Origin of the sequence: Methylobacterium carpenticola (assembly GCF_042748905.1) — a bacterium.
GTDB lineage: Bacteria > Pseudomonadota > Alphaproteobacteria > Rhizobiales > Beijerinckiaceae > Methylobacterium > Methylobacterium carpenticola.
The window spans coordinates 3,622,512-3,635,837 of sequence record NZ_JBHZEO010000001.1; the positions used below are offsets into that span (position 1 = coordinate 3,622,512).

At 71.1% G+C, this 13,326-nt stretch carries 12 protein-coding genes; 7 read left to right on the forward strand and 5 right to left on the reverse strand.

Translation table 11 applies throughout. From position 1 onward, the window contains the following. Positions 1 to 8: 8 nt before the first annotated feature. Positions 9 to 1,391: a UDP-N-acetylmuramoyl-L-alanine--D-glutamate ligase gene (gene murD / locus ACE101_RS17055; protein ID WP_379131727.1), complete on the reverse strand. Its 1,383-nt coding sequence runs from the start codon at positions 1,389 to 1,391 to the stop codon at positions 9 to 11. A gap of 270 nt (positions 1,392 to 1,661) precedes the next feature. On the opposite strand from murD, the gene ACE101_RS17060 reads away from it, so the two are divergent. After that, positions 1,662 to 2,264 (forward strand): TetR/AcrR family transcriptional regulator, encoded by a 603-nt coding sequence (locus tag ACE101_RS17060; protein WP_379131730.1) that lies wholly within the window; start codon positions 1,662 to 1,664, stop codon positions 2,262 to 2,264. A gap of 62 nt (positions 2,265 to 2,326) precedes the next feature. Next, positions 2,327 to 2,899 (forward strand): DUF2147 domain-containing protein, encoded by a 573-nt coding sequence (locus ACE101_RS17065; RefSeq protein ID WP_379131733.1) that lies wholly within the window; start codon positions 2,327 to 2,329, stop codon positions 2,897 to 2,899. A gap of 106 nt (positions 2,900 to 3,005) precedes the next feature. Here ACE101_RS17065 and ACE101_RS17070 read toward each other — a convergent pair whose 3' ends face one another. The 4 genes from ACE101_RS17070 to ligA all read right to left on the reverse strand — a co-directional run bounded on the left by ACE101_RS17070 (position 3,006) and on the right by ligA (position 7,082). Then, on the reverse strand, positions 3,006 to 3,404 hold the full coding sequence (locus ACE101_RS17070; protein ID WP_379131736.1) for an MAPEG family protein: 399 nt from the start codon (positions 3,402 to 3,404) through the stop codon (positions 3,006 to 3,008). A gap of 22 nt (positions 3,405 to 3,426) precedes the next feature. Beyond that, positions 3,427 to 3,708: a catalase family protein gene (locus ACE101_RS17075; protein WP_379131739.1), complete on the reverse strand. Its 282-nt coding sequence runs from the start codon at positions 3,706 to 3,708 to the stop codon at positions 3,427 to 3,429. Between the two features lie 186 nt (positions 3,709 to 3,894). Continuing rightward, a complete protein-coding gene (locus tag ACE101_RS17080; protein WP_379131741.1) occupies positions 3,895 to 4,473 on the reverse strand; it encodes a 3'-5' exonuclease in 579 nt (192 codons plus the stop codon). A gap of 119 nt (positions 4,474 to 4,592) precedes the next feature. Then, positions 4,593 to 7,082 (reverse strand): NAD-dependent DNA ligase LigA, encoded by a 2,490-nt coding sequence (gene ligA, locus ACE101_RS17085; protein ID WP_379131744.1) that lies wholly within the window; start codon positions 7,080 to 7,082, stop codon positions 4,593 to 4,595. 188 nt (positions 7,083 to 7,270) lie between these two features. Here ligA and ACE101_RS17090 point away from each other — a divergent pair, with 188 nt between their 5' ends. The 5 genes from ACE101_RS17090 to ACE101_RS17110 all read left to right on the forward strand — a co-directional run bounded on the left by ACE101_RS17090 (position 7,271) and on the right by ACE101_RS17110 (position 13,099). Further along, positions 7,271 to 8,872 carry an ABC transporter substrate-binding protein gene (locus ACE101_RS17090; RefSeq protein ID WP_379131747.1) on the forward strand — a complete coding sequence of 534 codons (1,602 nt, stop codon included), beginning with the start codon at positions 7,271 to 7,273 and terminating at the stop codon, positions 8,870 to 8,872. Positions 8,873 to 9,123: 251 nt separating this feature from the next. After that, entirely contained in the window at positions 9,124 to 10,134 is a 1,011-nt protein-coding gene (locus ACE101_RS17095) for an ABC transporter permease subunit (RefSeq protein WP_379138747.1), read from the forward strand. 40 nt (positions 10,135 to 10,174) lie between these two features. After that, entirely contained in the window at positions 10,175 to 11,086 is a 912-nt protein-coding gene (locus tag ACE101_RS17100; protein ID WP_379131750.1) for an ABC transporter permease subunit, read from the forward strand. A gap of 4 nt (positions 11,087 to 11,090) precedes the next feature. Beyond that, on the forward strand, positions 11,091 to 12,113 hold the full coding sequence (locus tag ACE101_RS17105; protein ID WP_379131753.1) for an ABC transporter ATP-binding protein: 1,023 nt from the start codon (positions 11,091 to 11,093) through the stop codon (positions 12,111 to 12,113). Continuing rightward, the gene (locus ACE101_RS17110) at positions 12,110 to 13,099 is read left to right on the forward strand and encodes a peptide ABC transporter ATP-binding protein (protein WP_379131755.1); all 990 of its coding nucleotides are present in this window, start codon (positions 12,110 to 12,112) and stop codon (positions 13,097 to 13,099) included. The genes ACE101_RS17105 and ACE101_RS17110 overlap by 4 nt, the downstream gene beginning before the upstream one ends. Positions 13,100 to 13,326 lie beyond the last annotated feature (227 nt).

Below are 13,326 nucleotides of genomic sequence, written 5' to 3' on the forward strand. Positions count from 1 at the left end.
GCTTGGCCTCACGCGCCGGTCGGCACCAGTCCCGGCAGGGCCCGCACCATGGCTCGGAACTGGTCGCCGCGATCCTCGAAGCTGCGGAACTGGTCGTAGGAGGCGCAGGCCGGCGAGAGCAGCACCACCGCCTCGGGCTCGCGCGCCGCGTCCTCCGCCGCCTGCGCCACCGCGTTCGCCAGCGTGCCGCACCGGGTGAAGGGGGCGTGGCCCTCCAGCGTCGCCGCGAAGGCGTCGCTCGCCGCGCCGATCAGGTAGGCGTGGGCGATGCGCGGGAAATACGCGCTCAGGCTCGCGATGCCGCCTTCCTTCGGCTTGCCGCCGAGGATCCAGCGCACCCGCGGGAAGGCGGCGAGCGCCTTCTCGGTGGAATCGGCGTTGGTCGCCTTGGAATCGTTGATGAACAGCACGCCGCCGCGCCGCCCCACCTCCTCCATCCGGTGGGGCAGGCCGGGGAAGCTGCGCAGGGCCTCGGCGAAGGCCGCCGCGTCGACGCCGAGGGCGCGCGCCACCGCGTAGGCGATGCCGGCATTCTGCCAGTTGTGGGCGCCGCGCAGGGACGCGATGCCGGTGAGGTCCGCGATCGGGACCGGCGGCTCCGCACAGCCGTCGATGACGAGGCCGTGGCGGGCGAGGATGCCGGGCTCCGCCGCGCCCTCGCCCACATGCACCCGGGTCAGCGGTCCGGCGTGCCGCGCCGCGATCGCCCGCGTGTACTCGTCGTCCACCCCGATCACCGCGTGGTCGGAGCCGGCGATCAGCCGCTCCTTGATGGCGGCGTAGTTCGCCATGTCCCCGTGGCGGTCGAGATGGTCGGGCGTGATGTTGAGGAGCACGCCGACGCTCGGCTTCAGCGTCGGCGTGAGGTCAATCTGGAAGGAGGACAGTTCGATCACGTGGACGCGACCGGGGGCCGGCGGCTCCAGCGACAGGATCGCCGTGCCGATATTGCCGCCCATCTGCACGTCGTGGCCGGTCTCCCGCAGCACATGGGCGATGAGCGCCGTCGTGGTCGACTTGCCGTTGGTGCCCGTGATGGCGACGAAGGGCGCGTCCGGGGCCGTCGCGGCGCGCTCGCGGCAGAACAGCTCGATGTCGCCGATCACCGGCACGCCGGCCTCGGCGGCGCGCTTCACGGTCCAGTGCGGCTCCGGATGGGTGAAGGGCACCCCCGGCGCGAGCAGGAGCGCGGTGAAGTCCGACCAGTCGGCGCCGCGCAGGTCGGCGGTGGCGATGCCCTGGGCCTCGGCCGCCGCCATGCGCTCCGGATTGTCGTCGCAGGCGACGACCCGGGCGCCGCCCGCTTTCAGGCTCAGCGCGGTGGCGAGGCCCGAGCCGCCGAGGCCGAACAGGGCGAGGGTGCGGCCGGCGAAGGTGGTGCTGGGCGTCATGAAGCGACTCGTGGAGTCCGGGCGCGGTCCCGGGGCAGGGTGCGAGACGGCGCATCGCGGCGTCTCGATGAGAATCCGCGGCGCACCGGGAGTCTGTGCGGGCGCGGCATCGCCCCGCACCGCCTCCTTGCTTAGACCATCCGGGCGGGGAGGGGAAACCGCCACGCTGCGCAAGGCCGGCCGGAGGTTGTAAAGATAATGAACATTCATTATCCGGCGCCGGCACCGGCGGGCCGCCCCGGCCCGCCGGATCACCGCGAAGGCCGTCCGATGAGCGCCACCGCACGCGGAGCCGCGATTTCCCGGGGCGACCTCCCGGCGCGCCGGTCGCACATCCTCGATGCGGCCCAGGCCTGCTTCACCCGCGCGGGCTTCCATCGCACCACCATGCAGGACATCGCCCGCGAGGCGGCGATGAGCCCGGCCAACATCTACCGCTACTTCGCCTCCAAGGAGGCGGTGGTGACCGGCCTTGCCGAGCGCGAGGGCGCGCGGGCCGCCGCCTTGGTCGCCGCGCTGGAGCGCCACGGCGATCCGGCCGGCACCGTGCTCGGCCTCATCAATGCCTACTTCGTGGAGATTTCCCGGGAGACGGCGGCCTTCCGCCTGGAGCTCTGGTCCGAGATGCACCGCAATCCCGCCCTGGCCGATCTGGCGCGCACGCACGAGGACGGGTTCCGGGACTGGTTCGTCGCCGCCCTCGCGCCGGCCGGCGGCGGGGAGGCGGCCACGCTCTACGAGACGGTGAGCGCCCTGCTGAAGGGCATCGTCGTCAACCGCGCGGTGCGGCCCGGCTACGATCCGGGTCCGGCCGCGTCCGCAATCCGCGCGCGGATCGAAGCCGTCCTGACGGGCGGGCCGATCCGCGACTGAGGCCCTACATGGCCGGACGCCCGCACGGGAGTGGCGCCGGCCGGAATGGAGACAGGTACGAGATGCAGTGCAGCAGCGTTCGCAAGGCGACGGTCCTGGCCGCGGCCTTCCTGGGGCTCGGCCCCGCCCTCGCCCGCGCGGCCGAGCCGCTCGGGACGTGGCTGACCGAGGATGGGCGCGCCCGGGTGCGCACGGAGCATTGCGGGCCGCAGAACGCCCATCTCTGCGGCTACGTCGTCTGGATGCGCAAGCCCAAGGACGACGACGGCAAGATGCGGCTGGACCGCGAGAATCCGGATCCGCAGAAGCAGGCGCGCCAGGTCGTGGGCCACCAGATGCTGCTCGGCCTCAAGCGCAACGACGCGGGGCGCTACGAGGGCAAGGTCTACAACGCCGACAACGGCAAGTTCTACGACGTCCAGGTCTGGAGCGAGACGGCCGGCGAGCTGACGGTCAAGGGCTGCATGCTGGCGCTGTTCTGCGGCTCGCAGAGCTGGAAGCAGGTCGCCGACGTCCTGCCCGGCCAGCTGGAGGCGCCGACGAACGCGCCGGGCGGGCCGCGGGCGGACAAGGAATGGGCGCCCAAGACCCCGCCGGGCGCGACGCCCGCCGCGAAGGTCTCCGCGCCGCGCTGACATGCGGCGCGGACCTGCCGTGGCTCACCACGGCAGGTCCGCGTGAGAACCCACGCCTCACGATGAGGGCGAGAACGGGATCGATGATGTGAGCAAGCGGGCGCTCTCAGGACGCCCGCAGCAGCAGCGCGACGGCCGCCACGACCATCACCGCCAGGGTCGCCAGGATCCCGCCGCCGCGGCAGGCGTATTGCCGGGGCGAGTTCTTCGGGGCGAGCATCCCGACCGGGTGCAGGACGCGCCCGATGAGGAGGACGATCAGCAGCCCCTCCACCAGGACGGGGCTCCCGCCGCCCGCCTCCAGGAGCGCGACCAGGATGAGCGCCAGGGGCACGTACTCGCCGAAATTCGCATGCGAGCGGATGCGCTTGAACAGGACCGGATCGTCGTTGTCGCCGTGGATCACGTCGGTGGAGAGGCGCCGCGCCATCACCCAGCCGGCCAAGCCCATGTAGAGCAGCGCGAGCAGGGCGGCGTAGAGGGCCGTGGTGGCCGGGTAGGTCATGCAGGTCTCCGGGGAGTGGGGCTCAGGCGCCGGTCTCGGCCAGGGTCGCGGGTTCGTGGATCGGGCAGCGGTTGTGCTCGGCGCGGAAGCCGGCGGAGCGGGGATAGACCGCGCGGCGGGCGCGCATGATCGAGCCGAGCGGCTGATGCGCGGCGAGGCCGTGCCAGGGGCTGGACGACAGCCCGTCGAAGGCCCGCTCCTTGGCGGCGTTCCAGGCGTCCTGGCGCGGCGCGGCGATGCGCGCCACCGTCCGGTAGGGGCTCTCCGCCTCGGGCCAGGGCATGGCGGCATCCTCGATCGGCATCGTCTCCGGGTCGGTCCGGAGGGCTCGATCCTCCAGCATCGTCGCATAGAACGGCCGCTTCGCGACGTCCCGTGCTGGATCCCCGGTCGCATTCCGCTCCCGCTCCATGCGCCCGGGAAAGGGGGGAGCCGGATGAGCGTCGGGGCGGTCGCGTCAGGAGCGCGTCGCCATGGATTGACGGGGCGCTCAGGCGGCGCGGACCGGCGCCGCGCTGCCCGGGCGCAGCCTCGCGAGGCCGTGGGCGCGTGCGAGACCGGGCACGTCCGGCGCCCCCGCCTCGCGCATGGCCGCGAGGGCGATCTCCGCGCAGGCGAAGGCGTCCTCTCCGGCATCGTGGTGGCGGAAGACGATGCCGAACTGTGCGGCGAGCGCGGAGAGCCGGTAGCGCTCCTGCCCCGGCCATTGCCGCCGTGCGAGCTGCAAGGTGCACAGCGAGGTATAGGCGGGCTGCGGCAGCCCGCAGGCGCCGAGCGCCGCGGCGAGCACGCCGACATCGAAGCTCGCGTTGTGGGCGAGCACCAGCGCCCCGGCGATCTCCGGCAGGAACGGGGCCATCGCCTCGGCGAAGCCGGGGGCGGCCGCCACATCCTCCGGCCGGATGCCGTGCACCCGGATGTTGAAGGGCGAGAAGCGCATCTCCGGCGGGCGGATCAGCCGGGCCTCGCGGCGCACCACGCGGCCGTCCTCGATCCAGGCGAGGCCCACCGCGCAGGCGCTGTCCCGGCGCTCGTTCGCCGTCTCGAAGTCGATCGCGATGGTTCTCATGAAGGCCGTGTCCGACGCGGGGGAAACCGGTTCGTCGCAGCCCATGCGGCCGAACCCGAGGCCCGGAGCCGCCCCGCACCCCCGGATCCGGGGCGCGTGGCGGAGGATTCCGCCGGTTTTCAGGCGGCCTCCACCATCGCCAGCCATTCCTCCTCGGAGATCACCCGCACGCCGTGCTTCTCGGCGTCCTTGAGCTTCGATCCGGCGCCGGGTCCCGCCACCACGAGGTCGGTCTTGGCCGAGACCGAGCCCGAGACCTTCGCGCCGAGGCGCTCGGCGGTGGCCTTGGCCTCGCTGCGGCTCATGCGCTCCAGGGAGCCCGTGAACACCACGGTCTGGCCGCTCAGCACCGCGGCGGCGGCGGGGGCTGCGGCCTGCTCGGTGCGCACCTCCGCGAGCAGCGCCTCCACCGCCGCGATGTTGTGGGCCTCCGAGAAGAACGCGATCAGCGAGGCGGTGGTCACCGCGCCGATCTCGCTGTCGTCCGCGAGGTGGCGGTAGGCGTCGCCGGGCTGCTGGTGGCGCGCCCGCTCCACGGCGTTGCGCACGCCCTCGGGATCGCCGTACGCGTCGAGCAGCGCCTCCCTCTGGGCCGCGGTGAGCCGCGAGACGGTGCCGTCCGCGAGGAGGTCGGCCTCGCCGGCCTCGGCGGCGGCGAGCAGCCGCTCGCGCGTGGTCGGCCCGACCCGGGGCAGGCTCGCCAGCGCCACCCAATCCGGCCCCGGCTGGCAGGCGGCGGCCTCCCGCACGCCCGCGATCAGGGCGGGCATGTCGGGAAAATGCTTGGCCAGCGCCTTGGCGGTCGCCTCGCCCACCTGCTCGATGCCGAGCGCGAAGATGAAGCGGTTGAGCGGGATCGTCCGGCGCGCCGCGACCGCGGCGAGGAGGTTGTGGATCGCCTTGTCCTCCTCGTCCTTCCTGGGCTTGGCCTTCTTCGTCTCCGGCGCCTTGCCGGCCGCGAGCGCCCGCTCCGCCGAGAGGGCTTGGCGGCGCGCCACGATGGCGGCCTTCAGGGGCTCGAAGTCCAGGCGGAACAGGTCGGCGGGCTGGTGCACCAGCCCGGCCTCGAACAGGGTGGTGATGTAGGTCTCGCCGAAGCCCTCGATGTCGAAGGCGTTGCGCGAGACGAAGTGCTTGAGCCGCTCCTGCCCCTGCGCCGGGCAGATCAGGCCTCCGGTGCAGCGGCGCACCGAATCGAGCTTGCCGGTGCGCGGGTTGTAGGCGCGCACCGCGTGGCTGCCGCAGGCCGGGCAGGTCTCGGGGAAGAGGTAGGGCACGGCGTCGGCGGGGCGGCGCTCCAGCACCACGTCGGCGACCTTCGGGATCACGTCGCCCGCGCGCAGGACCACCACGGTGTCGCCGACCCGCACGTCCGAGCCCTGGCGCAGGTCGACATCCGTGCGCAGCCTGAACCCGTCCCAGATGTTGATGCCGCTGCGGATCGTGTGGCCGTCCGCGTCGATGCCGCGGACGTAATCCTCGTTGTGGAGCGTCGCGTTCGAGACCACGACGCCGCCCACCGTGACGGGCTTCAGCCGCGCCAGCGGGTTGAGCGAGCCGGTGCGCCCGACATTGATCTCGATCGCCTCGACCGTGGTGACGGCGCGCTGGGCGGGGAACTTGTGGGCGAGCGCCCAGCGCGGGGCGCGGGCGACGAAGCCGAGCCGGCGCTGGAGCGCGAAATCGTCCACCTTGTAGACGACGCCGTCGATGTCGTAGCCGAGATCGGCGCGCTCGGTCTCGATGGCGCGGTAATGCGCCAGCATCTCGGCGACGCTCTCGCAACGCTTGGTGCGCGGGTTCACCGGCAGGCCGAAGCGCCGGAAGGCCGCGATCAGCCCGCTCTGCGTCTCGGCCGGCCAGGACGACATCTCGCCCGCCGCGTAGGCGAAGAAGCGCAGCGGCCGCGAGGCGGTGATGCTCGCGTCGAGCTGGCGCAGCGAGCCGGCCGCGGCGTTGCGCGGATTGGCGAAGAGCGGCTTGCCCGCCGCCTCCTGGCGCGCGTTGATGGCGGCGAAATCCGCGTGCGAGAGATAGACCTCGCCGCGCACCTCGCAGATCTCCGGCACGTCGTCCCCGGCGAGCACCTCCGGGATCTCCCCGATGGTGCGGACATTCGCGGTGACGTCCTCGCCGACCTCGCCGTCGCCGCGCGTCGCCGCGGTGACGAGCCGCCCGCCCTCGTAGCGCAGGGACAGGGAGAGGCCGTCGATCTTCGGCTCGGCCGTGACGGCCAGCGGCTCGGAGGCCGGCAGGCCGAGGAAGCGGCGCACCCGCTCCACGAATTCGGTGATCTCCTCGTCCGCGAAGGCGTTGCCGAGGGAGAGCATCGGCACGGCGTGGCGCACCTTGGCGAACTTGTCGGACGCCTTGGCGCCGACGCTCGCGGAGGCCGCGCCGGTGCCGGCGAGGTCGGGAAAGCGGGTCTCGATCGCCTCCAGCCGCCGCCGCAGGGCGTCGTACTCGGCATCCGAGATGATGGGCGCGTCCTCGCCGTGGTAGCGCCGGTCGTGCTCGGCGATCTCCGCCGAGAGGGTTGCGTGCGCCGCCTTGGCCTCCTCGGCGGTCAGGTCCGCGATGGGGCGGGCGGGAGAGGTCGGTGCGGGCATGAGCCTATGGAATCGATGAAGCGGGTCGGACTCTAGCGGCGGGCCGGTTAATGCCCAGGGCGCCGGCGGACCATATGCGGCTCGCGTGGCCTGCCCGCCGTGGACAAGCCCGAACCCGTGGGGCACGCGAATTGCCCTGCGCCTCCCGTGCGCTACCCTATGGCCGATCGAGGGACGAGAACCAACCCGTGAAGACCAAGCTCCTGCTCGCCGCCGCTGCCGGTGCGGCCCTGCTCAGCTCCGGCCCGCTCCAGGCCAAGACCCTGGTCTATTGCTCGGAGGGATCGCCGGAGAACTTCTATCCGGCGGTCAACACGACCGGCACGTCCTTCGATGCCAGCACGCAGATCTACAACAACATCGTCCAGTTCGAGCGCGGCGGCACGCAGATCGAGCCGGGCCTCGCGGAGAAGTGGGACGTGTCGCCGGACGGCACCGTCTACACCTTCCACCTGCGCAAGGGCGTGAAGTGGCACTCGGCCGCCAACCGCGCCTACAAGCCGACGCGCGACTTCAACGCCGACGACATCCTGTTCTCGATCGAGCGGCAGTGGAAGGAGGACCACCCCTTCTACAAGGTGACGAGCTCGAACCACTCCTACTTCAACGACATGGGGCTGGCGAAGCTGCTCAAGTCGGTGGAGAAGGTCGACGATTACACGGTGCGCATCACGCTCACCCGGCCGGAGGCGCCGTTCCTCGCCGATCTCGCGATGTCCTACGCGGGCATCCAGTCGAAGGAATACGCCGATGCCATGCTGAAGGCCGGCACGCCCGAGCGGATCGACCAGATCCCGGTCGGCACTGGGCCCTTCTACCTCGTGCAGTACCAGAAGGACGCGATCATCCGCTACAAGGCCTTCCCCGAATACTGGGGCGGCAAGGCCAAGATCGACGATCTGGTGTTCGCCATCACGCCGGACGCGTCGGTCCGCTGGGCGAAGCTCCAGAAGGGCGAATGCCACGTGATGCCCTACCCGAACCCGGCCGATCTCGACGCCATGCGCAAGGACCCGAACGTCCAGGTGCTGGAGCAGCCGGGCCTCAACGTCGGCTACCTCGCCTACAACACGACGAAGAAGCCCTTCGACGACGTGCGCGTGCGCAAGGCCGTCAACATGGCCATCAACAAGAAGGCCATCATCGACGCGGTCTACCTCTCGACCGGCATCGCGGCGGTGAACCCGATCCCGCCCTCGATGTGGTCCTACAACGGGGCCGTGAAGGACGACCCCTACGATCCGGCGGCGGCCAAGAAACTCCTCGCCGAGGCGGGCTACCCGAACGGGCTCGAGACCGATCTCTGGGCCATGCCGGTGCAGCGCCCCTACAACCCCAATGCCCGCCGCATCGCCGAATTGATGCAGGCCGATCTCGCCAAGGTCGGCATCAAGGCCGAGATCAAGTCCTACGAGTGGGGCGAGTACCGCAAGCGCATGCAGGCGGGCGAGCACCAGACCGGCATGCTCGGCTGGACCGGCGACAACGGCGACCCGGACAACTTCCTGCACACGCTGCTCGGCTGCGACGCCGCCAAGAACAACGGCGGCAACGTCGCCAAGTGGTGCGACCCGGCCTACGACGAGATTGTCAACAAGGCCAAGGCGCTCACCGACCAGGCCGAGCGCACCAAGCTCTACGAGCAGGCGCAGGTCCGCTTCAAGGAGCAGGCCCCCTGGTTCACCATCGCGCACGCGGTGCAGCTCAAGCCCGTGCGCAAGGAAGTCATCGACTTCAAGCTCTCCCCCTTCAGCCGCCACACCTTCTACGGCGTGGACATCAAGGGCTAGAGCGGCGCCCGATCACGTTGCAATCAGGCGCCGCTCTAGGTCTTTGATTTTACCGCATTGTCTGCGACGAACCGGGATCCACTTCGTCGGAAAATGCTCTAGGCATCATTCGCCGGAGCGGTCACCGGTTCGGCGGAGACAATGATGCGGAAACGAAATTCAAGAGCGGGGTCCGATGGCAGCGCGATCGGACCCCGCTCCAAGACCTCTCCAGCAGGGTGGCGCCGCGCGCGCCGCCCGACGCGGTGCCGATGCTGCGCTTCTTCCTCACCCGCCTCAGCCTGATCGTGCCGACCTTCATCGGCATCACGCTGGTGGCCTTCTTCCTGATCCGCCTCGTCCCGGGCGATCCGATCGAGACGATGGCGGGCGAGCGCGGCATCGACCCCGCCCGCCACGAGATCCTGCGCCACGAACTCGGCCTCGACCGGCCGATCCTCGTCCAGTACGGCATCTATCTCGGGCGGCTGCTCCACGGCGATCTCGGCAAGTCGATGATCACGCAGGAGCGCGTCATCGACGAGTTCGCGAGCCTGTTCCCGGCCACCATCGAACTCGCGGTCTGCGCCATCCTGTTCGCCATCGCGTTCGGGCTGCCCGCCGGCATCCTGGCGGCGGTTCGGCGCAACTCCATCTTCGATCACGGGGTGATGGGCCTGTCGCTCGCCGGCTACTCGATGCCGATCTTCTGGTGGGGCCTCCTCCTCATCCTGCTGTTCTCCGTGCAGTTCGACCTCACGCCGGTCTCGGGCCGCATCGCCGTGCAGTATTTCGTGGAGCCGGTGACCGGCTTCCTGCTCATCGACAGCCTGTTGTCGGACGACAAGGGCGCGTTCGGCTCGGCGCTGGCGCATCTCGTGCTGCCCGCCATCGTCCTCGGCACGGTGCCGCTCGCGGTCATCGCGCGCATGACCCGCTCGGCGATGCTGGAGGTCCTGGGCGAGGACTACATCCGCACCGCGCGGGCGAAGGGCCTCTCCACCGTCAGGGTGGTGGGGCTCCACGCCCTGCGCAACGCCCTGATCCCGGTCGTCACCGTGATCGGCCTCCAGGTCGGCGTGCTGTTCACCGGCGCGATCCTCACCGAGACGATCTTCTCGTGGCCCGGCATCGGCAAGTGGCTGATCGAGGCGATCGGCCGGCGCGACTATCCGGTGCTTCAGGGCGGCATCCTGCTCATCGGCGTCGTGGTGATGAGCGTGAACCTCTTGGTCGATCTCGCCTACGGCCTCATCAACCCGCGCATCCGGCACACGCGATGACGCCGGTCCCGGAGCCCCGCCCATACCCGGAGCCCTGCCCATGACCGCCGAGGTGATGGAGACACCCTCCGCGAGCGCCCCGAGCGCCGCGCCGCCGCATCCCGCCCGGGAGTTCTGGACCTATTTCCGGGCCAATACCGGCGCGGTGATCGGCCTTGCGGTGATCGTGGTGGTGCTCACGCTGGCGGCCCTCGCCGACGTGGTGGCGCCGCACTCGCCCACTCTCACCAACGACGCGATGTTCCTCAAGCCGCCCTTCTGGCAGCAGGGGGGCTCGCTCGCCTATCCGCTCGGCACCGACGCGATCGGGCGGGACATCCTCTCGCGGCTGATCCACGGGGCCCGGCTCTCCCTCGCCATCGGCATCGCCGTGGTGACCCTGTCGATCCTCGTCGGCACGGCGCTCGGTCTCGCGGCGGGCTATTTCCGCGGGATCGTCGACATCGCGATCATGCGGGTGATGGACATCATCCTCACCCTGCCGAGCCTGCTCCTCGCCATCGTGATCGTGGCGATCCTCGGCCCCGGCCTGATGAACGCCATGCTGGCGGTGGCCGTGGTGGTCCTGCCCCACTACGTGCGCATCGCCCGGGCGGCGGTGCTCACGGAGGCCTCGCGGGACTACGTCACCGCCGCGCGGGTCAGCGGGGCCGGCACCTTGCGGCTGATGCTCAAGGAGATCCTGCCGAACTGCGCCGCGCCGCTGATCGTTCAGGCCTCCCTCGGCATCTCCACCGCGATCCTCGACGCGGCGGCCCTCGGCTTCCTCGGCCTCGGCGCCCAGCCGCCATCCCCCGAATGGGGCACCATGCTGGCCGATGCCCGCGAATTCGTGCTGCGCGCGTGGTGGGTCGTCACCTTTCCGGGCCTGATGATCCTCGTCACCGTGCTGGCCTTCAACCTCCTGGGCGACGGCCTGCGCGACGCCTTCGACCCCAAGCTGAAACGGTAGGCCCTTGCCCCTGCTCGAGATCGAGAACCTGTCCGTCGAGTTCCCGACATCCGGGGGCGTGATGCGCGCCGTCGACGGCGTCTCGCTCGCCCTCGACGAGGGCGAGGTGCTGGGCGTCGTCGGCGAGTCCGGGTCGGGCAAGAGCGTCACCATGCTGGCGCTGATGGGCCTCGTCGCCTATCCGGGCCGGGTGAGGGCCGACACCTTGCGCTTCCAGGGCCGCGACCTCCTCACCCTGTCGGACCGCGAGCGCCGCGCGCTCACCGGCAAGGACGTCGCGATGATCTTCCAGGAGCCGACGACGAGCCTGAACCCCTGCTTCACCATCGGCTTCCAGCTCGCCGAGACCCTGCGGCTGCACGAGGGGATGGGCCGGCGGGCGGCCCGCGACCGGGCGGTGGAGCTGCTCGGGCAGGTCGGCATCCCGGCCCCGGCGAGCCGGCTCGGCGCCTTTCCGCACCAGCTCTCGGGGGGCATGAACCAGCGCGTGATGATCGCCATGGCGATCGCCTGCAACCCGAAGCTCCTCATCGCGGACGAGCCGACCACTGCGCTCGACGTCACCATCCAGGCCCAGATCCTCGACCTGCTGCTCACCCTCCAGAAGGAGCGCGGCATGGCCCTCGTGCTCATCACCCACAACATGGGCGTGGTCTCCGAGACCGCGCAGCGCGTGATGGTGATGTATGCCGGGCAGGTGATGGAGGAGCAGAGGAGCGCCGACCTCTTCGCCACCCCCCAGCACCCCTACACGGCGGCCCTGCTCGCGGCGCTGCCCGAGCGCAGCGAGGGCGGGCGGCTCGCCACCATCCCGGGCGTGGTGCCGGGGCTGCACGACCGGCCGGCGGGCTGCCTGTTCGCCCCGCGCTGCACCTTCGCCACCGCGCATTCCCGCAGCATCCGCCCGGCCCTGCGGGCCTTCGGGGAGGGGCGGGTGCGCTGTCACTACCCCCTGGGCGATCCGGAGCGGGGCGGGCGCATCGCCGCCGACGGGCCGGTCGGCGCCGCCGAGGCGGTGGCGTCGTGAGCGCGCCGGTTGTCGAGGCGAGGGACCTTCGCCAAATCTACGAGATCCGCCGCGGGCTGTTCCGGGCGCCGGCCCGGCTCCAGGCGGTGGGGGGCATCTCCTTCGCGGTGGAGCCGGGCAAGACGCTCGCCGTCGTCGGCGAATCCGGCTGCGGCAAGTCCACGCTCGCCCGCATGGTGACCCTGATCGAGCCGCCGAGCGCGGGCTCCCTCACCCTCGACGGGATCGACGCCGTCGCTCCCCCGCGCGGGGAGCGCACCCGCCTGCGGCGCGCGGTGCAGCTCGTCTTCCAGAACCCCTACGGCTCGCTGAACCCGCGGCGGAAGGTCGGCGCCATCCTGGAGGAGCCGCTCGCCATCAACACCGACCTGCCGAAGGCGGAGCGGACGGCGCGGGCCCGCGCCATGCTCGCCAAGGTCGGCCTGCGGCCGGAGCATTACGGGCGCTACCCGCACATGTTCTCCGGCGGCCAGCGCCAGCGCATCGCCATCGCCCGCGCCCTGATGCTGAGCCCGAAGCTGGTGGTGGCGGACGAGCCGGTCTCGGCCCTCGACGTCTCGATCCAGGCCCAGGTGCTGAACCTGCTCGCCGACCTGCAGCGGGATCTCGGCCTCGCCTACCTGTTCATCTCGCACGATCTCGGCGTGGTCCGGCACATCGCCCACGACGTGCTGGTGATGTATCTCGGCCTCGTCATGGAGCAGGGCGAGAAGGAGCGCATCTACGCGCAGCCGCTCCACCCCTACACCCAGGCCCTGCTCGGGGCGACGCCGGGCCTGACGGGCGCCAAGCGCCGCCGCATCGTGCTCGGGGGCGAGCTGCCCTCGCCGCTCTCGCCGCCGCGGGGCTGCGTGTTCTCGACCCGCTGCCCCTCCGCCACCGATCTCTGCCGCGCCGAGCGTCCGCCCTTGCGCCCCGTGGGCGGGCGGCTCGTCGCCTGCCACTATGCCGAGACGTTCCTGGCCGAGGCGCCCGCAGCAGCATGACGCGGCGGGACCTTGCGCGCCGGGTTCAACGCGGTTTCCGCAGTCGATCCCGCACAGCCAAGGCCTCGTCCCGCCGGATCCCGTGCCCGTCATCGATGATCCGTTCCGATTCCGGAATGAATCGGCGGTCGGCAGGTTCTTTAGACTGTCATGATCTGTGTGGGTCGGAGGAATCGTCGTCCATGACGACCTTCGGATACGAATAGAAACAGAAAAGATACGGGTTC